Annotated in this window: 21 protein-coding genes and 2 pseudogenes; 7 read left to right on the forward strand and 16 right to left on the reverse strand. The window is 70.3% G+C overall.

What is annotated here, in order from left to right:
• Nucleotides 1-91: 91 nt before the first annotated feature.
• From AB0N07_RS01505 to AB0N07_RS01540, 8 genes and pseudogenes are all read right to left on the reverse strand, one after another.
• Nucleotides 92-1,558 (reverse strand): MFS transporter, encoded by a 1,467-nt coding sequence (locus AB0N07_RS01505; RefSeq protein ID WP_365830915.1) that lies wholly within the window; start codon nucleotides 1,556-1,558, stop codon nucleotides 92-94.
• Between the two features lie 69 nt (nucleotides 1,559-1,627).
• Nucleotides 1,628-2,650 carry a class II fructose-bisphosphate aldolase gene (gene fbaA, locus AB0N07_RS01510; protein WP_099930337.1) on the reverse strand — a complete coding sequence of 341 codons (1,023 nt, stop codon included), beginning with the start codon at nucleotides 2,648-2,650 and terminating at the stop codon, nucleotides 1,628-1,630.
• 178 nt (nucleotides 2,651-2,828) lie between these two features.
• Nucleotides 2,829-3,377 (reverse strand): orotate phosphoribosyltransferase, encoded by a 549-nt coding sequence (gene pyrE / locus AB0N07_RS01515; RefSeq protein WP_365830917.1) that lies wholly within the window; start codon nucleotides 3,375-3,377, stop codon nucleotides 2,829-2,831.
• 10 nt (nucleotides 3,378-3,387) lie between these two features.
• Entirely contained in the window at nucleotides 3,388-4,176 is a 789-nt protein-coding gene (locus AB0N07_RS01520; RefSeq protein WP_365830919.1) for an aldose 1-epimerase, read from the reverse strand.
• A gap of 33 nt (nucleotides 4,177-4,209) precedes the next feature.
• Nucleotides 4,210-5,079: an SRPBCC domain-containing protein gene (locus tag AB0N07_RS01525; RefSeq protein ID WP_365830921.1), complete on the reverse strand. Its 870-nt coding sequence runs from the start codon at nucleotides 5,077-5,079 to the stop codon at nucleotides 4,210-4,212.
• Between the two features lie 97 nt (nucleotides 5,080-5,176).
• A pseudogene (locus AB0N07_RS01530) lies at nucleotides 5,177-5,349 on the reverse strand (DNA-binding response regulator); the annotation flags it as partial.
• 7 nt (nucleotides 5,350-5,356) lie between these two features.
• Entirely contained in the window at nucleotides 5,357-6,991 is a 1,635-nt protein-coding gene (locus AB0N07_RS01535; protein WP_365830923.1) for a polyamine aminopropyltransferase, read from the reverse strand.
• 99 nt (nucleotides 6,992-7,090) lie between these two features.
• A complete protein-coding gene (locus AB0N07_RS01540) occupies nucleotides 7,091-7,627 on the reverse strand; it encodes a DUF2617 family protein (RefSeq protein ID WP_365830925.1) in 537 nt (178 codons plus the stop codon).
• A gap of 1,548 nt (nucleotides 7,628-9,175) precedes the next feature.
• Between AB0N07_RS01540 and AB0N07_RS01545 the strand changes: the two genes are divergently transcribed.
• Complete coding sequence (locus AB0N07_RS01545) at nucleotides 9,176-9,364, forward strand: CPCC family cysteine-rich protein (protein WP_365831158.1); 189 nt, start codon at nucleotides 9,176-9,178, stop codon at nucleotides 9,362-9,364.
• Between the two features lie 205 nt (nucleotides 9,365-9,569).
• Here the strand turns inward: AB0N07_RS01545 and AB0N07_RS01550 are convergent, their stop codons facing one another.
• Entirely contained in the window at nucleotides 9,570-10,697 is a 1,128-nt protein-coding gene (locus AB0N07_RS01550; protein ID WP_365830927.1) for a hypothetical protein, read from the reverse strand.
• Nucleotides 10,698-11,530: 833 nt separating this feature from the next.
• Between AB0N07_RS01550 and AB0N07_RS01555 the strand changes: the two genes are divergently transcribed.
• The 3 genes from AB0N07_RS01555 to AB0N07_RS01565 all read left to right on the forward strand — a co-directional run bounded on the left by AB0N07_RS01555 (nucleotide 11,531) and on the right by AB0N07_RS01565 (nucleotide 14,406).
• Nucleotides 11,531-11,872, forward strand: coding sequence for an ANTAR domain-containing protein (locus AB0N07_RS01555; protein WP_365830929.1), 342 nt, complete (start codon nucleotides 11,531-11,533; stop codon nucleotides 11,870-11,872).
• Nucleotides 11,873-11,901: 29 nt separating this feature from the next.
• Nucleotides 11,902-13,107 carry a pyridoxal phosphate-dependent aminotransferase gene (locus tag AB0N07_RS01560; RefSeq protein ID WP_365830931.1) on the forward strand — a complete coding sequence of 402 codons (1,206 nt, stop codon included), beginning with the start codon at nucleotides 11,902-11,904 and terminating at the stop codon, nucleotides 13,105-13,107.
• Between the two features lie 183 nt (nucleotides 13,108-13,290).
• Complete coding sequence (locus AB0N07_RS01565; protein WP_365831160.1) at nucleotides 13,291-14,406, forward strand: mannosyltransferase family protein; 1,116 nt, start codon at nucleotides 13,291-13,293, stop codon at nucleotides 14,404-14,406.
• A 46-nt stretch (nucleotides 14,407-14,452) separates the two neighbouring features.
• Here AB0N07_RS01565 and AB0N07_RS01570 read toward each other — a convergent pair whose 3' ends face one another.
• From AB0N07_RS01570 to clpB, 4 genes and pseudogenes are all read right to left on the reverse strand, one after another.
• Nucleotides 14,453-14,986 (reverse strand): YbjN domain-containing protein, encoded by a 534-nt coding sequence (locus tag AB0N07_RS01570; RefSeq protein ID WP_365830933.1) that lies wholly within the window; start codon nucleotides 14,984-14,986, stop codon nucleotides 14,453-14,455.
• Nucleotides 14,987-15,113: 127 nt separating this feature from the next.
• The gene (locus AB0N07_RS01575; RefSeq protein ID WP_365831162.1) at nucleotides 15,114-16,169 is read right to left on the reverse strand and encodes a recombinase zinc beta ribbon domain-containing protein; all 1,056 of its coding nucleotides are present in this window, start codon (nucleotides 16,167-16,169) and stop codon (nucleotides 15,114-15,116) included.
• 153 nt (nucleotides 16,170-16,322) lie between these two features.
• Nucleotides 16,323-16,616: pseudogene (locus AB0N07_RS01580) on the reverse strand (recombinase family protein); the annotation flags it as partial.
• A 214-nt stretch (nucleotides 16,617-16,830) separates the two neighbouring features.
• Nucleotides 16,831-19,437 (reverse strand): ATP-dependent chaperone ClpB, encoded by a 2,607-nt coding sequence (gene clpB, locus AB0N07_RS01585; RefSeq protein WP_365830935.1) that lies wholly within the window; start codon nucleotides 19,435-19,437, stop codon nucleotides 16,831-16,833.
• A gap of 129 nt (nucleotides 19,438-19,566) precedes the next feature.
• On the opposite strand from clpB, the gene AB0N07_RS01590 reads away from it, so the two are divergent.
• A complete protein-coding gene (locus tag AB0N07_RS01590; RefSeq protein ID WP_365830937.1) occupies nucleotides 19,567-19,980 on the forward strand; it encodes a TIGR03618 family F420-dependent PPOX class oxidoreductase in 414 nt (137 codons plus the stop codon).
• A gap of 175 nt (nucleotides 19,981-20,155) precedes the next feature.
• Here AB0N07_RS01590 and AB0N07_RS01595 read toward each other — a convergent pair whose 3' ends face one another.
• Entirely contained in the window at nucleotides 20,156-20,491 is a 336-nt protein-coding gene (locus AB0N07_RS01595) for a hypothetical protein (RefSeq protein ID WP_099934290.1), read from the reverse strand.
• On the reverse strand, nucleotides 20,488-20,715 hold the full coding sequence (locus AB0N07_RS01600; protein WP_365830940.1) for a hypothetical protein: 228 nt from the start codon (nucleotides 20,713-20,715) through the stop codon (nucleotides 20,488-20,490). The genes AB0N07_RS01595 and AB0N07_RS01600 overlap by 4 nt, the downstream gene beginning before the upstream one ends.
• A gap of 182 nt (nucleotides 20,716-20,897) precedes the next feature.
• Between AB0N07_RS01600 and AB0N07_RS01605 the strand changes: the two genes are divergently transcribed.
• Nucleotides 20,898-21,842 (forward strand): helix-turn-helix transcriptional regulator, encoded by a 945-nt coding sequence (locus AB0N07_RS01605; protein WP_365831164.1) that lies wholly within the window; start codon nucleotides 20,898-20,900, stop codon nucleotides 21,840-21,842.
• A 57-nt stretch (nucleotides 21,843-21,899) separates the two neighbouring features.
• Nucleotides 21,900-22,877, forward strand: a complete 978-nt coding sequence (locus AB0N07_RS01610; RefSeq protein WP_365830942.1) for a helix-turn-helix transcriptional regulator — start codon at nucleotides 21,900-21,902, stop codon at nucleotides 22,875-22,877.
• Here AB0N07_RS01610 and AB0N07_RS01615 read toward each other — a convergent pair.
• Nucleotides 22,840-23,886 (reverse strand): LuxR C-terminal-related transcriptional regulator, encoded by a 1,047-nt coding sequence (locus tag AB0N07_RS01615; protein ID WP_365830944.1) that lies wholly within the window; start codon nucleotides 23,884-23,886, stop codon nucleotides 22,840-22,842. The two genes, AB0N07_RS01610 and AB0N07_RS01615, sit on opposite strands and share 38 nt — an antisense overlap.
• Nucleotides 23,887-23,893 lie beyond the last annotated feature (7 nt).

Genomic DNA, 23,893 nt, shown 5'->3' on the forward strand with positions numbered 1-23,893 from the left:
CCAGACCCCCGCTTCGGCCCTTGAGGGGCCTCGTCCTCAAACTCCCCCACTCTCGGCTCCGCTCGAGCGGGGGGACCCCCACGACGGGCTGTCATGCGATCCGTTTCCTTGCTCGCTCCCCCTCCAGCGGCGGCGCCGTGACCGAGCCGTGCGTGCGGCACTCCGGGCGGCGGCAGCCGGGCGGCAGCGGCCGTACGGTCGCGAAGGCGACGATCGCGCCGAGCACCAGGACGCCCGCGCAGATCAGCATCGCCCGGTGGAAGGCGTCGTCGAAGGCGCTCGGAGAGAGGTACGCGTCCGGGCCCATCCCCGCGAGCAGCGGCAGTGCGGCCACCGCGATCAGGCCGGCCGCGCGGGCCGCCGCGTTGTTGACGCCGCTGGCCAGGCCCGCCCGCGCGGTGTCCACGGAGGCGAGGACGGTGGCGGTCAGCGGTGCCACCAGGGTGACCATGCCCGCGCCGAGGACCAGTACCGCGGGAAGGACGTCGAGCGCGTACGAGGCGCCGGGCCCGACCCTCAGCATCAGCAGCATCCCGGCCGCGCACAGGAGCGGGCCGACGGTGAGCGGGATGCGCGGCCCGATGCGGTCGGCGAGGGCGCCCGAGCGTGCGGAGAACAGCAGCATCAGCACGGTCGTCGGCAGCAGGGCCGTACCGGCGGCGAGCGGTGACCAGCCCACGGCGACCTGGAGCTGCAGGGCGGTGAGGAAGAAGAAGCCGCCGAAGGCCGCGTAGACGCAGAGCGTGACCAGGTTGACCGCCGTGAACTCGCGGGACTTGAAGATGTCCAGCGGCATCATCGGGTCCGGGCGGCGCTTCTCGACCTGGACGAAGGCCACGCCAGCGGCCAGCCCGGCGACCGCGGTGACGGCGACCACGAGCGAGCCCTGCCGGGCCTCGATCAGGGCGTATGTCACCAGTGCGAGCGCCAGCGCGCCGAGGACCGCGCCGAGCACGTCGAACCGGCCGTGCGTGCGGCCGTCTGCCGACTCGGGGACATGACGTACGGCGATGGGCGCGCACAGCAGCGCCAGCGGGACGTTGAGCAGGAAGACCCAGCGCCAGCCCGGGCCGTCCACCAGCCAGCCGCCCAGGAACGGGCCGACCGCCGCGCCGATCCCGCCGAAGCCGGACCACAGGCCCACCGCCCGCCCCCGGTCGTCGGGGTGGAAGGACGCCTGGATCAACGCGAGGGAACCGGGCGTCAGGAGCGCCCCGCCGACCCCCTGCAGCGCGCGGGCCGCGACGAGCACGCCCGCGTTCGGCGCGAGGCCGCACAGCAGGGACGCCGACGCGAACCACACCACGCCGATCACGAAGACCTTGCGGCGGCCGTAGCGGTCGCCGAGGGAGCCGCCGAGCAGGATCAGCCCGGCCAGCGTCAGCATGTACGCGTTGACCGTCCACTGGAGGGCGGAGAGATTCGCGTCCAGATCGCGGCCGATGCGCGGCAGGGCGACGTTGACGACGGTCGAGTCCAGCATGGCCATGCTGGAGCCGAGCACGGTGGTCAGCAGGATCCACTTGCCCTGCGGGGTGGCGATCCGGACGTCGGGCATGCCCCCAGGTATACAGCGAGCCCGGTGCCGTAGCACCGGGCTCGCCAAAGACCTTCGGGTACGAGGGCCTTACTTGATCTTCGTGCCGGCCGAACGCAGGTTCTGCGTGGCCTCCACGACACGGGCGGCCATGCTCGCCTCGGCCAGCTTGCCCCAGGTGCGCGGGTCGTAGGTCTTCTTGGAGCCGACCTCACCGTCGACCTTCAGGACGCCGTCGTAGTTGCGGAACATGTGGTCGGCGACGGGACGCGTGAAGGCGTACTGCGTGTCCGTGTCGATGTTCATCTTGACCACGCCGTTCTCCAGCGCGGTGCGGATCTCCTCCTCCGTGGAGCCGGAGCCGCCGTGGAAGACGAAGTCGAACGGGGATGCCTTGCCGAACTTGGCGGCCACGCCGTCGTTCAGCTCCTTCAGCAGGTCGGGGCGGAGCACGACGTTGCCCGGCTTGTACACGCCGTGCACATTGCCGAAGGACGCGGCCAGCAGGTAGCGGCCCTTCTCGCCCAGACCGAGCGCCTCGGCCGTACGGATGGCGTCGTCGACCGTCGTGTACAGGGAGTCGTTGATCTCGTGCGAGACGCCGTCCTCCTCGCCGCCGGTCGGGGTGATCTCGACCTCGAGGATGATCTTCGCGGCGCGGGCGCGCTCCAGGAGCTCCTGGGCGATGGACAGGTTGTCGGCGAGGGTCTCCGCGGAGCCGTCCCACATGTGCGACTGGAAGAGCGGGTTGCCGCCGGCCTTCACGCGCTCCTCGGAGACCGCGAGCAGCGGACGTACGTACCCGTCGAGCTTGTCCTTGGGGCAGTGGTCCGTGTGCAGGGCGACCGTGACCGGGTACTTCTCGGCCACGATGTGCGCGAACTCGGCGAGCGCGACCGCGCCGGTCACCATCTCCTTGCTGTACTGACCGCCCAGGAACTCGGCGCCACCCGTCGAGATCTGGATGATGCCGTCGCTCTCCGCCTCCGCGAAACCGCGCAGGGCCGCGTGCAGGGTCTGGGTCGAGGTCACGTTGATCGCCGGGTAGGCGAACTTGCCTGCCTTCGCCCGGTCCAGCATCTCGTTGTAGACCTCGGGAGTTGCGATGGGCATCTGTCCGCTCCTTGGTATGTGCGGGTTGGCGTGCTGCGTACTACGGCCCTGACCTAGACCTTGGGTGGTGACGTCATCGTCGGGCCCATCTTTCCAGACTTGGCCTGATGCTTTGCCCGCCGTGTCCGGCTTGTGGACAACGCGGCCGGGGTACCCGGGAGTAGCCCGGCCGGTGACATCAGTCGAGGCCCAGGTCTTCCTTGGAGTAGGCGAAGAGGTACGGCACTCCCGCGCCCTCCTGGATCTTCTCGGCGGCGCCGGTGGCCCGGTCCACGATGGTCGCGACGGCGACGACCTCGGCGCCCGCCTCACGCACCGCCTCGACGGCGGTCAGCGGGGAGCCGCCGGTGGTGGAGGTGTCCTCGACGACCAGCACCCGGCGGCCCTTGATGTCCGGGCCCTCGACGCGCCGCTGCAGCCCGTGCGCCTTGGCCGCCTTCCGCACGACGAAGGCGTCGACGCGCCTCCCGCGGGCGGCGGCCGCGTGCAGGATGGCCGCCGCGACCGGGTCGGCGCCCATGGTCAGACCGCCCACCGCGTCGAAGTCGAGGTCGGCGGTCAGGTCCAGGAGCACCTGACCGACCAGCGGGGCGGCCTCACCGTCAAGGGTGATGCGGCGCAGGTCGACGTAGTAGTCGGCCTCCAGACCCGAGGAGAGGGTCACCTTGCCGTGCACCACGGCCTTGTCCTTGATCTGCTGCAGCAGCTCGCCACGTACGTCCGTCATGCCGCCCAGCTTAAAGGCGGTGCCAGGTCCAGGTGGTCGAGGCCTCGAGCGGCTCCAGCGGCGTGACCAGGCGCGGGAGGGTGTTCAGACCGTTGGGCGGGCCGGTCTGGGGTTCCACGCAGACGGCCTCCTGCTGCTCGTCGTAGACGACGACCCACTCCTCGCGGCTGGTGACCTTCAGCTCCAGCAGGCCCGGCCAGGTGAGGGTGACGTCGACACCGCCGGGCATCCCGAAGCAGTCGTCCCAGGGGCCGGGGCGCGGGTCGACGCGGTTGCCGGTGGGCAGGTGGTCCTCGCCGCGCTCCTCCTGCCACGCGGGAGTGAAGTCGAGCTGTACGTCCTTGCCTCCGAGGTTCCGGTTGAACCAGGGGTGCCAGCCGATCTGGGCCGGGAAGGAGGAGTCGATGGTCTCGACGGACATCGTCAGGGTCAGGGCGTCGGGCGTGAGCGCGTACTGCTGGGTGACGCGGCCCGCGTAGGGCCAGGGCTCGACCAGGTCGTACGTGAGGACGGCCTCGTCGGCGTTCACGCGCGCGGTGTGCCAGGCGCCGTCGCGGACGGTGCCGTGGATGGCGTGCGGCGGGGAGTTGAGCGGCATCTGTTGGACGGTGGCGCCGTCCCGGAAGCGGCCGTCGCGGATCCGTCCGCACCAGGGGACCATCGGGAAGCAGCCGAACCGTTCGCCCTGGCGGAGCAGTTCCATGCCGCCGACGCGCAGTCCTCCGACCCGGCCGCCGTTGCCCGGCTGCACGGTCACCTCCGCGTCGCCCGCGGTCAGCGTGATGTCTTCGTTACTCACGGGACGACCCTACTGGGGCGATCAAGACCGCCGTCAGTGGCGCTTGCGCAGCAGCCGTCCGACGACGATCGCCGACGCGACCACGACGGCCGCCGCCGGGGCCGCCCAACGCAGGGGGGAGCCGGCCGAGACCGTCTGCGGGGCGGGTACGGGGGCGTAGCGGCCGCGTGGCGGGGCGTGGTCGACCTCCTCGGCGCTGCGGCCGATCATCGTGCGGCGGGCGTGGGCCGCTTCGGCGGGGGGCGCGCCCTCGGTGGCGTCCTCCGTGTCCCCCGTGTCCTCGGCGAGCGGGTCGAGGGACGACGGGGGGACCTCGGTGTCGTGGACCGAGGTGTGCTCGGCGGCGGGGGCGGGCGCGTCGTCGGCGTCCGGGGTCGTGTCGAAGTCGCTGGTCGCCTTGGGCTCGAACTCCTGGGTGACGAGGGGCTCGGTTTCCTCGAGTTCTCGGGGCGCCTCGGGCTGCTCCCGGGTGCCCTCGTCCTCCGCGCCCGCCGCCAGGCTCTCCGCGAAACGGTTCAGCAGGCGGGTCGCGGCCGACACGACCTGTTCGGCCGACAGTTCGGTGAGGCGGCCGTCCGCGGAGGCCGTGCCCTCGAAGGTCAGCCGGGAGCCGCCGTCGGCCTCCTCCACGCGGAGGGTGAGGGCGAGCTTGACCGAGCCGGTGCCGCGGGTCTCGGTGGCGTCGCCCTCGGCGGCGTACGAACCGTCGTCCTGCGGGGTGATGCGGACGGTGCCGCGATAGGTGACGGAGTGGCTGCCGACGCGCATTTTCAGCCGTCCGGTGACGGGCTCGGCGCCCGCGTCCTGCTGGAGCCCGGGAACCGCCCGGGCCACCTGCGCGGGGTCGGCGAGGGTTTCTTTCAGCCGTGCGGCCGGAACCGGAACGAACACCTCATGCTCCATGTCGGCCGAGCCTACCTAGATGGTCGGGTCATGCACCCCTGTTGGTCGAAAGTGACCGCGCGTCGGTGTCGGGCCTGCTGCCAACAGGCGTCCGGCGCTAAGCCGTACCCCCAGGCGTCACCAGCCCTGTCTCATATGCCACGACCACCACCTGCGCCCGGCTCGTCACTGCGTCGATGCCGGGCGGCGCGCCGGAGGGTCGGCCACGCGTGTGAACGCCTCCACCAGGCGGCGGGTGACGGCCGGGGCGAACAGGGAGTCGCCGCCGTGGCCGCCTTCAGTACCGGGGGTGGACCAGCGTCGACGCCGGCAGGCCCGGGATGCGGGTGGCCGCCGCGGCCCTGCCGTCCGCGGTCAGGGCCCGCTGGGTGAGGGTGCGCGGGTGCGGCTCGTGCGGGTCCAGGCGGAGGCGGGGGCGGGCGTCCGCGCAGGCCAGCACGAACCCCCAGTCGCGCGGGGCGCGGGAGGCGTCGGCCGTGCGGTCGGGGCCCGCGGCGAAGCCGGAGTCGCGGCCGCCCACCCGGTAGGGAGCGGTGTGCAGGCCGGCCGCGCGCAGGGTCGCGACGACCGTCCAGAACACCCGCTGGCGGGTGGCGAACGGCCCGGCGTGCACCACCAGGCGGCCACCGGGCGCGAGGGCGCGCCGGGCGAGGCCGTAGAACTCCTGGGAGTACAGCTTGGTGCTGGCCGTGATGCCCGGGTCGGGGAGGTCGGAGATCACCACGTCGTACGTCGAGGTGGGCGCCGTGCGCAGCCAGCGGAAGGCGTCGGCGGTCGTCACGCGCACGCGTGGGTCGCCGTAGGCGTGGCGGTTGAGCTTCGAAAGGGCCGGGTCGCGGCGGGCCAACCGGACGACTCCCGCGTCGAGTTCGACGACGTCCACGCGCTGCACACCCGTGTGGCGCAGTACTTCGCGGGCGGCCAGGCCGTCGCCGCCGCCGAGGATCAGCACGCGCGCGTGCCGGCCGTTCATCGCGGGGTGCACCAGGGCTTCGTGGTACCGGAGCTCGTCGCTGCCGACCCTCAGGCGGCCGTCGAGGAAGAGGGCGAGGGGGCGGCCCTTGGTGCCGCCGGTGAGGACGATCTCCTGGGTGCCGGTCTGTACGGCCACGCGTACGTCGTGGCCGTACACCGCGTGCCGGGCCGCCTGTTCGAAGTCGTCGACCAGGACGGCCGCGGCCGCGAGGAGGCCGAGCACGGCGAGGTTGGCGATCAGCAGCAGCCAGCGGGTACGGCGGGTGAGATCGCGGCGGAACAGGCCGAGGACGAGGGTGCCGCCCGCGACCGCGTTGACCGCGCCGGTGATCATCGCACCGGTCAACTGGCCGAGCAGGGGCAGAAGCAGGAACGGGAAGGCGAGACCGCCGACGAGTGCGCCGACGTAGTCCGCGGCGAACAGGTCGGCCACCGCGCCGCCCGCGTCCTGCCGCCGGATGCGCTGGATCAGCTCCATGAGGAGCGGAACCTCGGCGCCGATCAGCAGACCGATGGTGAGGGAGAAGGCGACCAGCAGCCAGCGCGGGCCGCTCGCCCACAGGCCGCCCCAGTCGCCGGTCCATGCGAACACCGCGTACAGGGCCATCGCGCTGCAGCCGCCGACGAGCGCGAGCGTCGCCTCGATCGCACCGAAGGCGGCCGCGGCACGCCAGCGCAGACGCTTCGCGGCCAGCGAGCCGATGCCCATGGCGAACACCATGACCGACAGGACGACCGAGGCCTGGGTGACCGAGTCGCCGATCAAGTACGAGGCCAGGGCGACGAGTTCGAGCTCGTACACGAGTCCGCAGGCCGCGCAGACGAAGACGCATGCGAGCACGAGGAACCGTCCGGTGCTCGGCTGGACGGGCAGCCGCGCCGGGCCCGCCCAGGGGGGCGGGGAACCGGGCGGTGCCGGCGCGTGCGGTTCGATCACGACTGCGACGTTACGTCACTGCAACTTCACGCTTCGTCACCCACACGTGTGGAACTGCCAGACAGTTCGTTCCCATGTGTTTGAGGCCGTGTGTTCGGGTCAGGCGGCCGGCGGACCGGCCTGCGGCGCGGGAACGCGGGCTCCCACCCGGGTCCTCGTCGCCACCAACTGCCCGTCCTGCGGGTACGCGTGCCAGGTCCGCCAGTGAACCTGGCCCTCGTGCCACTGGGCCAGCAGTGCGGTGAAGGCGTGCGGGCTGCCGGGGAAGACGCCCGCAAGGCCGTGCGGATGGTCGGAGACCAGCGCGAGCAACTCCTGCGCGCGCCCTGCGAACGACCCCGGTGACAGGACCTCCACCCGGGCCGCGAACTCGTACTCCCAGTCACCCATCCGCTTGGCGACGCCCAGCGGCAGCGGTGTGCTGCTGCCCGGCATGCACGCCACCGTCTCCGAACAAGTGCCCCGCTGTTCCTCCACGAGGACCTGGTGGGATGCGCCGAGGAGTCTCAACTGCAGCTTGACCCCGGCCAGTTCGAGGTCGAGCGTGGCCAGGGCGGGAAGCGGCTCACGCCCGAGGGCCCAGGCGAGGTCGGCCGCGCGTGTGTCGGTGTATGAGGTGTTCAGGGTCGTGAGCATGGGTCGGCTCTCCGCTGGCACACAAAGAAAGGCAAGGAGGAAGGCGTGGGGGTCCGGCACGCCGGGCGACGCCGGGGGATCGGCCCGGACGCCCGGTCGGCCCAGTCGGGAGGTCAGGGAGGTCAGGAAGGTCTCAGCAGGACATCCAAGGACCGCACCGGTGTTTTAGAGGGAATCATGAACGGTGGCGCCGTCACAGCGTTTTTACCCAAGTTCGTGGGGTTTCCATCCCTCAGAGGGCTCCACTGCTCAACTGTTCAACCACGGCGTACGCCACGGCGGCCATGGCGTACGCCGGAGTGCAGGCGCACCCGCCGGGGCGCGCGCTCCGGCGGGTGCTCGACGGGTGTGCCGGGAGAGTATGCGGTTCCCACCGCGGAGCCCGGCTGCCCCGTGTCAGCTGCCTCCACCGCATCCACCGCCGCCACCGCAGGACGACCCTCCCCCGCAGGAGTGACCACCCCCACAGGAGTGACCGCCCCCGCAGGAGTGGTGCCCCCCGGAGTGATGACCTCCGGAGTGGTGCCCGCCCGACGAGCCGCCGTCTCCCCCGCCGGCCCACCAGCTGCCGCTCCCACTGCTGCTGTCCCCGCGGAACGACTTCGCCCCACCCTTGCCCACTGCCTTCGCGACGATCGCCACGAACACGATCACGACCGCCACCACGATGAAGCCGATGACCATGGCGCCACCGTCCTTTCGAAGTCCCCCGAAGCAGCCCCCCGTGGGTGCCTCGCGTCTTGCGTGACCAGGGGATGCCCGGCGCCCTCGGCGGTCAAAGCAGAGTTGAGGAACTTCAGAGGGTTCTGACACGCAGACGGCCCCTGACCTGCATAGAAGGGCAGGTCAGGGGCCGTCTGCGGCTCACTGGGCCGCCTGTGGGCCGTGATCTTCGGGAGGGCTGGACTGAAACACGGTGTCGATGGCACGCCGGGCGCGCTCGCGACTTTCGGGCAGGGCGAGCAGGCGGTGGCAGCTTGATGCGCGGACGAAGCGCAAAGGATCGCCTGCTATTGCGGTCTCAGCGCGTCACACTCGCCAGTCCGAGGATCACCAACGCGACTCCCACGAGTCCGAACTGCAGTCTCATGCGCTCAAGACTCTTCCAAGGCGACCCCCATCGCGTCCTGCAGCGGGGCGAAAAGGTCACGTCCGCCCAGTCCCACACCCAGACGTCCACGCCCCGATAGCCACCGGCCACCACGATGAAAGCGCCGCCCGCGATCAGTGCGAGCACCCCACCCAGAAGCACGCCGCCCCTACCCCACCTCATGACCAGCTTCACCGTCGCGGCATTGTCGCAGGAGGCGCCGAAGGCGTGAGTGCGGTCCCCAGCAGGGCCGAGCGAATGGCCGCGCTTGTCAAGGCTGCGTGCGGCGGCCGGCACCAGTAACCGACACCAACAACCTCGAACAGCAGCGGTCGACGCTGGGCCCCAGTGGACAATCGGCCTGGGCACGACCACGTGACCGTTGAACAAGGCCAAATCGCGACCTACTGCGATCTGGTCACATTCGCCCGCACTCGGACACATGGGGGCAATAAGGGATCGGCGAGCAGCCCAAGAACCCGCAGGTCAGCCAGGACGATCACGACGCCGACAGAGTACGTGGCGGACCGAATGGCCGGCTGAGTCTGGCTCAGGCCCGTCGAAACTTCCATGCCATGGGTGCCTCCGACGAGCGGCGCACCCAGTTCGTCCGGGAGCCACTACCACAGGAGCATCCACTGTCCTGACCTGTTGGCGGTGCAGCAGTGAGGTACAGCAACCAGTCCCGTCCGACAGCGACCTACTCAGGCCGTACCGCGACCGGTATGACCCTCACCGACCAATCCACATAGAGCTACGGATCAGAAGGTTGCGGGTTCGAATCGTGCCGAGTGCGCACAGGTGACCGTGAGGGCCCCGGAGATGTCCGGGGCCCCTGGCGTTCCTCGTGGATCACTCCAGGACGTTGAGGAAGTTGGTGGCATTGTCGACGAAGTAGACCGCGTCACGGTCCAGGTCCACCGCCAGGCCGAACAGCGCGCCCGCACCTGGCGGGGAACCGCTGTTGTCGAGTTGCCGGAAAGCCACTTGCCGGCCCGATGGTGTGGTCTCGACGATGTTGCCGTCACCACCGTTGACGGTCAGGACGTGGCCATTGGGCGCGATGGCCAGTCCGAGGGGGCCGTTGAGCAGGCCGCCGCCGCTCACGACCGGGCCGGTGCCGGCGCTCGACTTCCGGGTCAGCGCGTTCGGGATGACGGTGATCCGGTTCTTGACCGTGTCGGCGACGAAGAGCGCACCGTCCTGGGCGAGGCCGACGCCTGTCGGGCCGACCACCAGTGCGGCGGGGTCGGTCCTTTCGGCGAAGCCCGAGCCGATCGTGGTGGTCCGCACTCGCTTCGGCGGCTGGTCGCCACGGCCCTTGAGGGTGATACGCAGGACGGTGCCCCTGTCCACCTCGTTGCCGCCGCCAGCCACAGTGCCGTTGAGGACGTTGGTGACGAACAGGTCCGACTGGTCACCGTGGCTGACGGCGGTCATGTCCCACGGGCCGTTGATGCCGTGTCCGGCAAAGGTCTCGCGGACCCGGCCGTGACTGTCCAGGACCAGCAGACAGCCTGCCTGGGCAGTGGCGGAGGTGCCGTCGGCGGTCGGCAGACTGCCGACCACGACCCACCCGCCGGGCAGGATGCTCAAGGCGGTGGTGAGACCCACCCCGCCGGGGCAGGGGCCGGGCACGTTGGCCGGGTCGATCTGGGCGAACAGCCTGGCGGTGCCCCGCGGGCTGATCTGGACCAGGGTGGTGCCCGTGCCCTGCTGGTTCTGGCTGTTGTTGAAGTTGCTGACCAGTACGTTTCCCCTGCGGAGTCTCCCGGCGTCGTGCTTGACCACCGCGGTGCCATAGGGGTTCACATCGCCGTTCGTGGGGACCGTGGAGGCGATCTGGCGCACGGTGTGCAGTCGCCCGAGGAACGTGCCATCGGCCGAGGCGGCGCCTGCCGCAGCCGTCACTGAGATGGCCACGGCGGCCACCAACGCGGACAGCCGTCGTACCATAAGTGACAGAAAGTTAGCACTCATGAGCGCAACGTTAAAAGTGATGGTGGGATTTGGCGTGCACGGACACGCTCTCCCCTCGGGCGTTTCGCTCCGCCGGTGGCCCGAAGCGTGCATGGCCCTCCTGCGGCATGCGTGCGGCGCAACCCGAGGCGGCTTGGCTCCACGCGTGCGGTGACACGTGGCCGTGGGCCGCCTCCGGCGCTGCGGTGGGGAGCGTGGCCGTCTCAGTTTCCGCCTCATTCAGCCCGGTTCACCGCCGTTCAGCCGGGACCGGGAGCCGATCCAAGCCTGGTGGCCAGCCGCCCATGAACCCAGGTGAACGACCTCGAACAAGGCCCAAGGTCCCACCACCACAGTTGGAAAGCGTGCGCGCGGCCAGCGCTGGCAGGGCACTCTTGGCCATCGGCGGAGCCTGGCCGTCGGTTAGGTCCCGGGCTGCCCCGGGCCGCCCCCGGACAGAACCAGGGATGCAGCTGCACCACAGAGCTGGACACCTCGGAAGCCGGCCGCGCGCAGGCGGACACTACCTCGGGGTACTGACAGACGGCAGCGGTGCGAGACCGAGCCACCCGTACTCTCCCGCTCTCCTGACACGGGACACTGCGGACGTCGAAGGCCATGGTCCGGCACCATCCGGGGCCGTCCCTGGCCCGTCCGAGACCGGCCGACGACGACAGATGACGACAGTCGGCACCGGCCCTCCCGCAGCTCAGAGGCGTTGCCCGCTGCGTCGCTGCAGGCGCTCAACCACGAAGCAGAGTTGAGGAACTCCAGAGGGCGCGTGTACGAGGTTCTTCCGGGGGCAGCAGCAGAGCAGAGCCCAGTCCCCGCCCTCACCAAGTGGAGAGCCAGCCATGGCCTTCTTTGCGGTCTCCCGATCGCAGCCGCTGAAGTTCCTGTCCGCCACCGATCTGGCCACGGAGTACGAGCGTCTCGAAGCGGAGTGCTCGCAGCTGGAGCAGGCGGTCAGCTCGCACGCCGTCGTCGACCAGGCCATCGGTGCCGTCGTCGTCCTCGGCCGGATAGCGCCGGAGGAGGCCTGGCGTGTCCTGCGTGACGTGTCGCAGCGCACCAACACCAAGCTGCGGGTCGTCGCCGAGCATGTCATGGCGTCCACGCAGGGGGCCGAGCTGCCGAAGGCCGAGCGGATCGAACTGCGGAAGGCGATCGCCCGGTACCAGTCGTGGAAGCGGTGAGTTGAGGAACTCCGCAGCTTGGGCGCAGGATGACCGGCATGACCTCCAGCACCCGCCCCCTGCTGAACCGCCGCCTCGCCGAGTTCGGGACGACGATCTTCGCCGAGATGTCCGCCCTGGCGGTGCAGACCGGCTCCATCAACCTGGGCCAGGGCTTCCCCGACACGGACGGCCCCGAGGAGGTCCGTGAGGCCGCCGTACGGGCCCTGCGCGACGGGCGAGGGAACCAGTACCCGCCGGGCCCCGGCGTCCCCGAGCTGCGCACGGCGATCGCCGCGCACCAGGAGCGCCGCTACGGACTGGCGTACGACCCCGACACCGAGGTCCTGGTCACCGCCGGCGCCACCGAGGCCATCGCCGCCACGCTCCTCGCCCTGCTGGAGCCCGGCGACGAGGTGATCGCTCTCGAGCCGTACTACGACTCGTACGCGGCCTGCATCGCCATGGCGGGCGGGACCAGGGTGCCGGTCACCTTGCGCCCCCACGAGGACAGCTTCCGCCTGGACCTCGACGAACTGCGCGCGGCCGTCACCGACCGCACCCGCCTCCTGCTCATCAACACCCCGCACAACCCCACCGGCACGGTTCTCAGCCGTGAGGAGCTCACCGCGATCGCCGAGCTGGCCGTCGAGCGCGATCTACTCGTCGTCACTGACGAGGTCTACGAGCACCTGGTCTTCGACACCGCCGAGCATCTGCCGCTCGCGACCTTCCCGGGCATGCGCGACCGGACGGTCACGATCGGCTCGGCCGGCAAGACCTTCTCCTTCACCGGCTGGAAGGTGGGCTGGGTGACGGCGGCCCCGGGGCTGGTCTCGGCGGTCCGCTCCGCGAAACAGTTCCTGACGTACGTCTCCTCCGGCCCCTTCCAGTACGCCGTCGCCGAGGCGCTGGCGCTGCCCGACAGCTACTTCACCGCCTTCCGCGAGGACATGCTGGCCAAGCGGGACCTGCTGGCGGCGGGCCTCGCCGACGCGGGCTTCAAGGTCTTCCAGCCCGCCGGCACCTACTTCATCACCACCGACATCCGCCCCCTCGGAACGGTGCTGTCCGAAGAGGGCGACGGCTTCGCCTTCTGCCGCGCCCTCCCGGAGCGCGCAGGCGTCGTCGCCATCCCGAACGCCGTGTTCTACGACCACCGGGAGGCGGGCGCCCCGTTCGTGCGGTTCGCGTTCTGCAAGCAGACGGAGGTGCTGGAGGAGGCGGCGAAGCGGCTCAAGGCGCTGGCGGGCTGATCCGGGGCCTGTCACGCCGCCACGCCGAGCGCCGCGAGACCGTACCCGGCCGGACGCCCAGCGCTCGCGCATGCCCGGTTCACCCTGCACTGTGCCGGTGTGACCCACGCCAGCACCCTCACTCGTTCCGCCGTCGCGGAGCCTGCCGCCCAGGGGCGTGTCCATGCGACCCGGGTGGCAGCCATGGCCAGCGCGCTCGGTCTGTTCCTCGCCGTCCGGCTGCTCGGTGTCGCCACGCTGGCCCTGGTGGCCCGGGCGACGACCGGCCGGGACGCCCTCGGGCTGCTCGGGCGGTCCTGGGACTCCGTGTGGTACCTGGGGATCGCCGCCCACGGGTACGGCCGCATCCAGCACCCCCGCACGGGTGTCATGTTCAGCGACATGGCGTTCTTCCCGCTCTACCCGGCGCTGGTGCGGGCCCTGCGCGCCGTGAGCCCGCTGGGCGGGGGCGCGTGTGGGCTGGTGGTGTCCTGGACCGCGGCCGCCGTCGCCGCCTGCGGGATCTACGCCATCGGTGCCCGGCTGCACGGCCGTGCCGTCGCGTTCGCGCTGGTGCTGCTGTGGGCGCTGCTGCCGCACTCCGTGGTGCTGTCCATGGCGTACACCGAGCCCCTGCTGACCGCGTTCGCCGCCTGGTCGCTGTACGCGGTGCTCGCCGGTCGCTGGCTGTGGGCGGGCTCGCTGGCGGCGCTTGCGGGGCTGGCCCGGCCCAACGGGTTCGCGGTCGCCGCGGCGGTGCTCGCGGCGGCGGCCTGCGAGGTGTGGCGGTGCCTTCGTGAGCGCCGCAAGGTTTCCCACAGGCTGTGGACGGGCGCAGCGCTCGCCCCGACCGGGTGGACGGCGTACATCCTGTGGGTCGGGCAGCACGAGGGCAATCTCCTCGGCGGCTACTTCGCAGTGCAGCGACAGTGGGGCTCCCGCTTCGACTTCGGGCACGGCTCGCTCCGGTTCGTGAAGCACCTGCTGCTGCACGGGGACCGGTTCGTCTTCCCGATGACGATGGTGATCGTGGCGGCGGGCGTCGTGCTGTACGCCCTCCTGCTGGCCGACCGCGCCCCGCTCCCGCTCCTCGTCCACAGCGGCGTGCTGCTGCTGATCGCCCTCGGCGGCTCCGGCTTCTTCGAGTCGAAGCCCCGCTTCCTGCTCCCCGCCTTCCCGCTCCTGCTGCCCCTCGCCCAGGCCCTCGTCCGTACGGCGAGAGCCCGGCCGTGGCACGCGACCGTGGTGGTCGCCGCCCTGGCCGGGCTCTCGTTCGTGTACGGGGCGTATCTGGTCGTGATCGCCCAGATGCCCCTGTAGAGCTGTAGTGCTGTGGAGCCGTAGTGCTCTGCAAGCGGGCGGAGGACTACTCCTCGTCGTCCCCGGGCTTCTCGTCCGCCTCGTTGATCTCCTCTTCGAGGCCGAGCTGCTCGACGAGCCACTTGTCGAACTCGATGGCGGCCCGCACCCAGCTGACCGTGGAGGACACGAAGTGCTCCAGGCTGACGCCGGTGCCGATCAGCATCTGCGCCTCACCGATCAGACGGACGGTGCCGTCGTCGTGGGTGTGGCTGTAGACCTTGGGCCACAGGGTCCGCCGGTTCCAGTCGTCGATGGACTCCAGCAGCTGCTGCTTCTCGTCGATCTGGTGGGGCCGGTCGTAGAACGTCCGCACCGAGAAGACCTGCTGGTCGCCCTCACCGCGGAACATGAAGTACGTACGGAACTGCTCCCACGGCGCCGCGAGGTCACCCTCGTCGTCGACGACGTACTTGAGCTCCATCTGGTCGAGGAGCTGCTTCACGAGGTCCTGATCCGGGATGACGGGGCCCGCCGGTCCTTGGGGCTGCGGCTCGGGCTGGCCCCCGAAGTTCGGAATCGAGGACGGGTCGATGGACATACTTGGACACTCCTGCGGTCGTCTGGCTCGTCCGGCCATCGCTGAGACCAGACGTACATGCCCACCCTCTCTCTCTTCGACCGTGAGCGGCAAGCCGCCCTACCCGGGGCTGCCACCACGTGGCCGATCAACGAGGTGAGTACCAGAATCCCGGCCCCAGCCCCTTGTCCCGTCGAAGCTCCAGGAAGTAGCACCGGGCTCTCTCCTCCCGGCAGTCGATTCCGTCGGTGGCCTGGCGTTGCTGAGCCGCGGGGGACCACATGCGCACGGTGCCCGACTTGTGGGTTCCCTCGCAGAAGCAGCGAACACCAGCCTTACGGAGGAGGGCGGCCCTGGTCTCCCAGTCCCCAGCTGCGGACCACTGTTCGCGGTAAGCGACACCGGTCGGCTCCTCGATCCACCGGGCGGGGATCGCCGGCTCGGCCTCCAGCCGCTCGATCGTCCTGGCGTGCTCGTCCATCTGCCGGGCCAGGGCCTCGACGGCCAACGGGCTGGCTGCCCGTCCGACAGCGGCGGTGAGGTTCACGAGGGCTGTCCGAAGCTCGGCGATCGCCGCGGCATGGTCCCGTCCCGGCACGTAGGTGCGCCTCGTCTCGGTCAGATCACCGGCCTCCTCCAGGAAGCGTCGCTCAACGGCCTCGTGGAGGTTCTCGGCCCGCCAGGTCGAGGGAGCCTCACAGCGGTTCATCTCGGAGACAGAACGGCACTGGTAGTAGGTGAGCACCCGCGTCGTACCGTCGGCCAGGCGGTTCTTCTGGTGCCGTACGTACATGGGTCTGCCGCAGATGCAGAAGAGCACGCCGAGCAGGGGAGTGCGCCAGACCTTCTCCGGCCTGGACTCTTCCCTGCTTCTCTCAGTGATGACCGCGTCCTGGAGCGCTGCGAACTCCTCACGGCTGAGGATGGGGTCCGCCCAGACCACCGGCTCTCCTTCCTCGTCCAGGACGGGTTCGGAACGATGCATCATCACGCCCATCAGAGCGGGCGACCTCAGCATGTTGCGCAGCGGGGTCACCGCCCAGAGAGTCCCCTTCTCCGGCCTGCGCTCGTGTTCTGGGAGATCCTTGTTCTGTTCCCTGCGTTGATGGTCCCGGGCGCTGGGTACACCCCGCGCGTTCCAGTCCTGAACTACTGCGTAGACAGTGTCGCCGCTTTGGACAATGCGCTCGTACGCCTCGCGCACGAGCCGTGAGGTGCAGGGGTCGACCGCGAGGCGCTTGCGGCATTCCCCCCGGTGGGAGATGACCTCGGCACGGTAGCCGAAGGGCCAGATCCCACCGTTCCAGAGCCTGTTCTCACGGAAGAACCGGGTGCGGTCGAGTTGCTTGGCCTGAACTGCCTTGCGGTACTTGGCAGCTTGAGCCGCTTTGGCGCCCGCCAGTATCCGTCCGTCCTCGGAGTGGATGTCGAACGTCGGATCGTCGAGGACTTCGACGTGCTTCCCGTTCTTGAGGATCCAGTCGACGAAGCGCCACCAGTGCAGGTCATCGCGTGTGATGCGGTCCTGCTCGGTGACCATGAGGACATCCCACTCATGCACAAGAGGATCGTCGAGCCATTTCCTCAGGCTTGGGCGTTGGTCGAGGTGGACAGCGCCCGACACAGTGGCGTCGACTACACGCCCCACCTCGGTGTAGCCCGCCGTCGCAGCGCGAGGGTGAGTGCCTCGTCCTGCCGTGTGAGCGCCGACGAGGCCTCCGTGTCACGACTGATGCGCTGAACCGCCAGAACTCGCTTCATATGACATCCCTCCCGGCTGGAGGAACGAGCCGACCAGCCGGGAGGTTACGTCAAATGTCATCTATCGACTCGATACTCACCGTGAAGCAGTGAGACGCTCAGGGTCATAGGGTCTTGCCCGTTGCGGGCCCCACGATCAGCCCCTCCCCGAACGCGTCCACCCGGACGGTGTCGCCGTCCTTGACCTCGCCGGAGAGGATCTCCTTGGCGAGGCGGTCGCCGATGGCGGTCTGGACGAGGCGGCGCAGGGGGCGGGCGCCGTAGGCCGGGTCCATGCCCTCGACGGCGAGCCAGTCCAGGGCCTCGTCGGTGACCTCAAGGGTGAGGCGGCGCTCTGCGAGACGCTTCGCGAGCCGGTCGATCTGGAGGCGGGCGATGCGGCTCAGTTCGTCCTTCGACAGGGCCGAGAAGACGACCAGGTCGTCGAGGCGGTTGAGGAACTCCGGCTTGAAGGAGGTGCGGACGACCTCCAGGACCTGTTCCTTCTTCTCCTCCTCGCCGGTCAGCGGGTCCACCAGGAACTGGCTGCCCAGGTTGGAGGTGAGGACCAGGATCGTGTTGCGGAAGTCGACCGTGCGGCCCTGGCCGTCCGTCAGGCGCCCGTCGTCGAGCACCTGGAGCAGGACGTCGAAGACCTCCGGGTGGGCCTTCTCGACCTCGTCCAGCAGGACCACCGAGTACGGGCGCCTGCGCACCGCCTCGGTCAGCTGACCGCCCTCCTCGTAGCCGACGTAGCCGGGCGGAGCGCCGACGAGGCGGGCCACGCTGTGCTTCTCGCCGTACTCCGACATGTCGATGCGGACCATCGCCCGCTCGTCGTCGAAGAGGAAGTCCGCGAGGGCCTTGGCGAGTTCGGTCTTGCCGACGCCCGTCGGGCCCAGGAAGAGGAAGGAGCCGGTCGGGCGGTCCGGGTCGGCGATGCCGGCGCGGGTGCGGCGGACGGCGTCGGAGACGGCCTGCACGGCCTCCTGCTGGCCGATCAGGCGCTTGCCCAGTTCCTCCTCCATGCGCAGGAGCTTCTGCGTCTCGCCCTCCAGGAGACGGCCGGCGGGGATGCCGGTCCAGGCGGCGACGACGTCCGCGATGTCGTCGGAGCCGACCTCGTCCTTGACCATGGTGTCCTTGGACGCCTCCTCCTCTGCTTCGGAGGCGGCCTCCAAGTCCCTTTCCAGGGTGGGGATCTCGCCGTACAGGAGCTTGGAGGCGGTGTCGAAGTCGCCGTCGCGCTGGGCCCGTTCGGCCTGTCCCCGCAGCTCGTCGAGCTTCTCCTTCAGTTCACCGACGCGGTTGAGGGACTGCTTCTCCTTCTCCCAGCGGGCCGTCAGGCCGCGCAGCTCCTCCTCCTTGTCGGCGAGGTCGCGGCGCAGCCGCTCCAGGCGCTCGCGGGAGGCCGGGTCGGTCTCCTTCTCCAGCGCCAGCTCCTCCATCTTCAACCGGTCGACGGCGCGCTGGAGTTCGTCGATCTCGACGGGCGAGGAGTCGATCTCCATACGGAGGCGGGAGGCCGCCTCGTCGACGAGGTCGATGGCCTTGTCGGGCAGGAAGCGGGAGGTGATGTAGCGGTCGGAGAGGGTGGCGGATGCGACCAGTGCGCTGTCGGCGATCTGGACCTTGTGGTGGGCTTCGTAACGGCCCTTGAGTCCGCGCAGGATCGCGATGGTGTCCTCGACGGTCGGCTCGGCGACCAGGACCTGCTGGAAGCGGCGCTCCAGCGCCGGGTCCTTCTCGATGCGTTCGCGGTACTCGTCGAGGGTCGTCGCGCCGACCATGCGCAGCTCGCCGCGCGCCAGCATCGGCTTCAGCATGTTGCCGGCGTCCATGGCGGAGTCGCCGCCGGCGCCCGCGCCCACGACGGTGTGCAGCTCGTCGATGAAGGTGATGATCTGGCCGTCGGAGTCCTTGATCTCCGCGAGGACGGTCTTCAGCCGCTCCTCGAACTCACCGCGGTACTTCGCGCCCGCGACCATCGCGCCGAGGTCGAGCGCGACCAGCCGCTTGTCCTTGAGGGACTCCGGTACGTCGCCCTTGACGATCCGCTGGGCGAGGCCCTCGACGACGGCGGTCTTGCCGACACCGGGCTCGCCGATGAGGACCGGGTTGTTCTTCGTACGGCGCGACAGCACCTGCACGACACGGCGGATCTCCTGGTCGCGGCCGATGACCGGGTCGAGCCGGCCCTCGCGCGCCGCGGCCGTGAAGTCCGTGCCGAACTTCTCCAGGGCCTTGTACTGGCCCTCCGGGTCCGCTGTGGTCACCCGACGTCCTCCCCTCGCCTGCTGGAAGGCCTCCTGCAGCTTCTTCGCACCGGCCCCCTGCCCGGACAGTACGTCACCGGTGGCACCGCCCTTCGCGGCGATGCCGATGAGCAGGTGCTCGGTGGAGAGGTACTCGTCGCCGAGGTCCCTGGCCCGCTCGGCGGCGTCCGCGATCACGGCGAGCAGCTCGCGGTTCGCCTGCGGGGGCGCGACGGTGGAGCCGGTCACGCTGGGCAGCCCGGCGAGGACCTTCTCCGCGCCGGCCCGTACGGCCGCCTGGTCGGCGTCCACGGCAGCCAGCAGGTCGGTGATGTTCTCGTTTCCTTGATGGCCTCGACCCTGCAGCAGGGCCAGCAGCAGATGCGCCGGGGTGAGGTCGGCGTGCCCGTCGGTCAGGGCCCGCTGCTCGGCCGCCCTGAGGGCGTCCCGGCTCCGGTTGGTCAGCTCGGCGTCCACTGTCGCGTTCTCCTCCTGATGTCAGCCGTCCGCCACAAGTCCAGTACTGACTCAGTCAGCGTACACAAAGTTGAGTCTATTCCGCTCAAGGAGGCGACCGGGAGGGCCCGGGGGCTAAGTTCCGGACCCATGGCGACCTATTCGCAGGACCCGGGTGCCCCCGACGCCGCGTACCTCGACTTCTGGCGGGAACGGCATCTGTGCACGCTGACCACGCCGCGCCCGGACGGCAGCCCGCATGTGGTGCCCGTCGGGGTCACCTACGACCCCGGCGCCGGCCTCGCTCGGGTGATCACCAACCGGACGAGCGCCAAGGTGCTGAACGTGCTGACCGCCGGCGACGGAGGCGCTCGGGTCGCGGTGTGCCAGGTGGACGGCCGGCGCTGGGCGACGCTGGAGGGCCTGGCCGTCGTACGGACCGAGCCGGAGCGGGTCGCGGAGGCGGTGCGGCGGTACGCCGAGCGCTACCGGCGCACGCCCGGGCCGAACCCGTCACGTGTGGTGATCGAGATCGAGCTGACGCGGGCGATGGGCCTCGTATGACGGCTGAGGCGATCGTGGCACCAGGGACTGTTTTCAGCCAGTACCCGGCGGCGGCCGAATATGCCGATACCCGGAAATGTCCCGCAAAACTGCAGCGGCGTCACCGTGTTCAGGTCACGGTGACGCCGCTGCGGGGGGAAGCGCCTGAGCGAACTGTTACGACGGGGGATTCGCGTCAGGCACTGCGGGGGGTGGCTGAGATGGTCCGAACTTGGGGGGTTTCCGGTTCCACCAGCCGGTGGTCTCGTTGGTCGAGGTTCACAAAGATCATTCCGTACCGAATGGCACATCGCACAGGCTGCGGCGCCCCCCGAGGCCGCCGCAGACACCGGTACGCCCGTACGTCCTCGTCCTCGTCGCGCGTGACGACGACCGGCTCACCGAAGACGGTCACCATCAGCGAGTCACCGGAGTGGGGGATCGCGGTGACAAGGTCGATGAAGTGCCAGCCGGAGCGGTAGGCCGTGGCCATTTCGCGGCGGAAGGAGCGGTCGTCGGGTGGAGTGGTCATGACCCGGCGACCCACGTGCTGTCGCTGGGAGCGCCCCAGGTGCTGTCACCCGGAACATCGGACGCCCTTACCAGCCACGTGCTGTCGCCGGGACGGGCGGCAGACACGGCCGTCGTCTTCCAGGTGCTGTCCTGCGCGGCATCGCCCTTCGCCCCCGAGAGGCCGCCCAGTGCTCCGAAGGCCACGGCGGCGGAGAAGGCGGCGGCAAGCGCCGAGCGAAGCATTCTCTTATGCATAGTCGGCTTCGTCCTCATTTGAAGGTCACCTCTCCCCCGTCCGAATACGACGATGGCCCATTCCGGCACGTCATGGCCACACAAACGATGCATCATGTTCCTGCACGTTCAGGACCCTGGGGGGTGGAGATTTGGCGATAAATGAGACTAAGCGGACACATCCTCATGGACTGACGGACCTGTGCGAGGACGGACGCCGCCTCTACGGGAGCGCTCTCCGGACGGGACGCATCGCCCGTACGGATGTGGAGCCCGCCCCGTGCCTGATGGAATTCGCCCTCCTTCATCCCGATCCCGACGACCCGAACTGGCTGCGCCCGGTCCCCCCCTCGGTCGCGCTCGCCCAGCGGCTCAACCCGATCGAGAACGAGATCACCCAGCGCAGGCGGCTGTCCATCGAACTCGCAGACGCTTTCGAGCCGTTCATGACGCTCAGCGCCCAGTCGACGGCGACCACGCACTCGATCACCGTCCTGGAGGGCCTCGACCGGATCAACGCGGCGCTCGATCTGGCCACGGCCCAGTGCCGGACCGAGATGCTCACCGTCCAGCCGAGCCGCCGCCGGCTCGAGCACACCCTCGCCCAGGGGCTGAACCGCGACCGGCCGCTGATCGAACGCGGCTGCCGCATCCGGACCCTCTACCAGCACCCGGCTCGCTACAGCCCGGAGACGCTCGCCTACGTCGCCCAGTTCACCGACGGCAAGGTGGAGTACCGCACGATCGACGAGCTGGTCGAGCGGCTGATCATCTGCGACGAGACGGTGGCCTTCATCCCGACCCGCGACGACGGTGAGATCGCTCTCGAACTGCGCCATCCGGGACTCGTCCGCTATCTGATCAAGGTCTTCGAGTTCATGTGGAACCGTGCGGTCCCGCTGAGCGCCGGCGCCCCCTACGAGACCGCCCCCGACGGCATCACCGAGATCCAGCACTCCATCGCCAAGCTCCTCGTCGAGGGCCACGTCGACGAGGCGATCGCCCGGCGGCTGGGCATGAACGTCCGCACCTGCCGCGCCCACATCGCCAAGCTGGCCACGGCCCTGGGCAGCGGCAGCCGGGCCCAACTCGGCTTTCTCATCGCACAGTCGGGGATCCTGAAGCAGGAGCCCTGACACCGCTCGGGACGTTCGGAAGAAGCCGTCGGAAGAAGCCGGAGGAAGAGGTCACTCGTGACGACGCAGGCGCACCGGCACGGCCCGGAGGAGCTGTGCGAAGCGGGCCTGGAGCTGTACGGCCGCGCCCTGCGGGACGGACACGTGAGCACCGCTGAGGCCGACTCGGCCCCCTGCCTGGTCGACTTCGGCCTGCTGTATCCCGCCGTCAGCGCCCCCGGCCGCCTGGAGCCCGTCGCCCCGGCTCTCGCCCTCCACCGTCTGCTGCGCACATCGGCGGACCGCATCGCCGGCGAGCGGCTGCGCGAGCAGCGGCTGGCCGAGACGTTCGAGCCGCTCATGCGCATCGGCGGGCAGCTCACGGCGGCGACGGACCAGCCGGGCATCGGCGTCATCAGCGGACTCGACCGGATCAACGAGGCCATCGCCACGGCCATGGCGGAGGCGACCCGTGAACTGCTCGCCATCCAGCCCTACGACGGCCGCAACCCCGCCGGCCGCCTGGCCAGGAGCCTCGACCGCGACCAGGGCCTGCTCGACCGCGGAGGCCGCATCCGCACGCTCTACCAGCACACCCAGCGCCACTCCCCCGCCGTGACCGCCCGCTACGAGCAGCTGAAGGGCGACGCCGAGGCACGCACCCTGGACCAGATCACTGAGCGCCTCATCGTGATCGACCGCACGGTGGCCTTCATCCCGGCGAACGCGGACCGCACCCTCGCCCTCGAAGTGCGTCACCCGGTCCTGATCGACTACTTCGCCGTCATCTTCGACCGCCTCTGGCACCTGGCCACCCCCATGCACCCCCAGGTCGCCACCAAGGCCGACCCGGGCGGCATCACCACCCGCCAGCGCACCATCGCCGCCCTCCTGATCGAGGGCCACACCGACGCCGTCATCGCCGACCGCCTCGGCATGAACATCCGCACCGCCCGCGTGCACATCGCCAAACTGGCGGCCACGCTGGGCAGCGAGAGCCGCGCGCAGCTCGGCTATCTCATCGGGCAGTCGGGGATTCTTGACCGGGAAGGGTGACCGAGGGGGCGACGTCCGCCGGGTGGCGGGGCCCGTCGAGGCCCACCTGGGCGATACGGACGCCGAGTTGGGTGCGGCTGGCCGCGCCCAGCGTCTCCGACAACCGTGCGATGTGTGCCCGGCACGTCCGCACGCTTATGCCGAGCCGCTCCGCGATCACCGCGTCCTGGTGGCCCTCGGCAAGCAGCGCCGCGATCGACTGCTCCCGGTGCGAGATGCCCTCGATGCCGGTGTCGGGCAGCGGCGCGGTCAGCGGGATCGCCAGCCGCCACAGCCGGTCGAAGACCGTGACCAGGTACTCGACCAGCGCCGGGTGACGCAGCTCCAGCGCCAGGGTGCGGTCCGCGTTCGCCGGGATGAACGCCACCGTGCGGTCGAAGAGGATCAGCCGGTCGATGACCTCGTCAAGGGTGCGGGCCTCGACCGAACCGCCCATGAGCTCCAGGTAGTTGAGCAGTCCCTGCCCGTGCCGGGCCACATGCGTGTACAGGTCGCGCATCCGCACGCCCCGCCCGCGCAGCGCCAGCGCCCGGTGCAGGCCCTCGGTGAGCTCGTGCTCGGGGCGGATGCCGCCGGGCTGGACGGTGAGGACCTCCGTGGTGCAGGCCTCCGTCGCCTGATCCATGGCGGCCTGGATGCGGGAGAGCCCGTCGAGGACGCGGATCGCGGCGCCCTCCCCGACGCCCGGGCCCGCCTGCGTGGCGGGGCCGAGGCCCGCGTACCGCTCAACGGCGGCGACCGCCGCGCCCACCCGCCGCTGGCTCGCGCTGACCTCGTCGTACACCCCGCGCAGCAGTCTGGTCATGACCTCCTGCGGGGACGTCGGGACCAGCCAGTCCATGTCGTCGGGGTCCGGGTGCAGCAGGGCAAGCTCCAGCAGGCACGGCACCGGTTCGGCGTCCCGGCGCGTCACCCGGCCCCGCCGTACGGCCCGGGAGTACACGCGGTCCCCGGCATCGCACAGCCGGTCGGCACCGTGCGGATGCTCATCCGTCCCGTGCCCGGCCATCGCCCAT

The sequence above is a fragment of the Streptomyces sp. NPDC051172 genome, from assembly GCF_040682555.1.
GTDB lineage: Bacteria > Actinomycetota > Actinomycetes > Streptomycetales > Streptomycetaceae > Streptomyces.

Coding starts and splice junctions, on each gene's coding strand:
- AB0N07_RS01505 (WP_365830915.1), bottom strand. CDS start 1,558: ATGCCCGACGTCCGGATCGCCACCCCGCAGGGCAAGTGGATCCTGCTG.
- fbaA (WP_099930337.1), bottom strand. CDS start 2,650: ATGCCCATCGCAACTCCCGAGGTCTACAACGAGATGCTGGACCGGGCG.
- pyrE (WP_365830917.1), bottom strand. CDS start 3,377: ATGACGGACGTACGTGGCGAGCTGCTGCAGCAGATCAAGGACAAGGCC.
- AB0N07_RS01525 (WP_365830921.1), bottom strand. CDS start 5,079: ATGGAGCATGAGGTGTTCGTTCCGGTTCCGGCCGCACGGCTGAAAGAA.
- AB0N07_RS01540 (WP_365830925.1), bottom strand. CDS start 7,627: ATGCTCACGACCCTGAACACCTCATACACCGACACACGCGCGGCCGAC.
- AB0N07_RS01550 (WP_365830927.1), bottom strand. CDS start 10,697: ATGAGTGCTAACTTTCTGTCACTTATGGTACGACGGCTGTCCGCGTTG.
- AB0N07_RS01555 (WP_365830929.1), top strand. CDS start 11,531: ATGGCCTTCTTTGCGGTCTCCCGATCGCAGCCGCTGAAGTTCCTGTCC.
- AB0N07_RS01560 (WP_365830931.1), top strand. CDS start 11,902: ATGACCGGCATGACCTCCAGCACCCGCCCCCTGCTGAACCGCCGCCTC.
- AB0N07_RS01565 (WP_365831160.1), top strand. CDS start 13,291: ATGGCCAGCGCGCTCGGTCTGTTCCTCGCCGTCCGGCTGCTCGGTGTC.
- AB0N07_RS01570 (WP_365830933.1), bottom strand. CDS start 14,986: ATGTCCATCGACCCGTCCTCGATTCCGAACTTCGGGGGCCAGCCCGAG.
- AB0N07_RS01590 (WP_365830937.1), top strand. CDS start 19,567: ATGGCGACCTATTCGCAGGACCCGGGTGCCCCCGACGCCGCGTACCTC.
- AB0N07_RS01595 (WP_099934290.1), bottom strand. CDS start 20,491: ATGACCACTCCACCCGACGACCGCTCCTTCCGCCGCGAAATGGCCACG.
- AB0N07_RS01600 (WP_365830940.1), bottom strand. CDS start 20,715: ATGCTTCGCTCGGCGCTTGCCGCCGCCTTCTCCGCCGCCGTGGCCTTC.
- AB0N07_RS01615 (WP_365830944.1), bottom strand. CDS start 23,886: ATGGCCGGGCACGGGACGGATGAGCATCCGCACGGTGCCGACCGGCTG.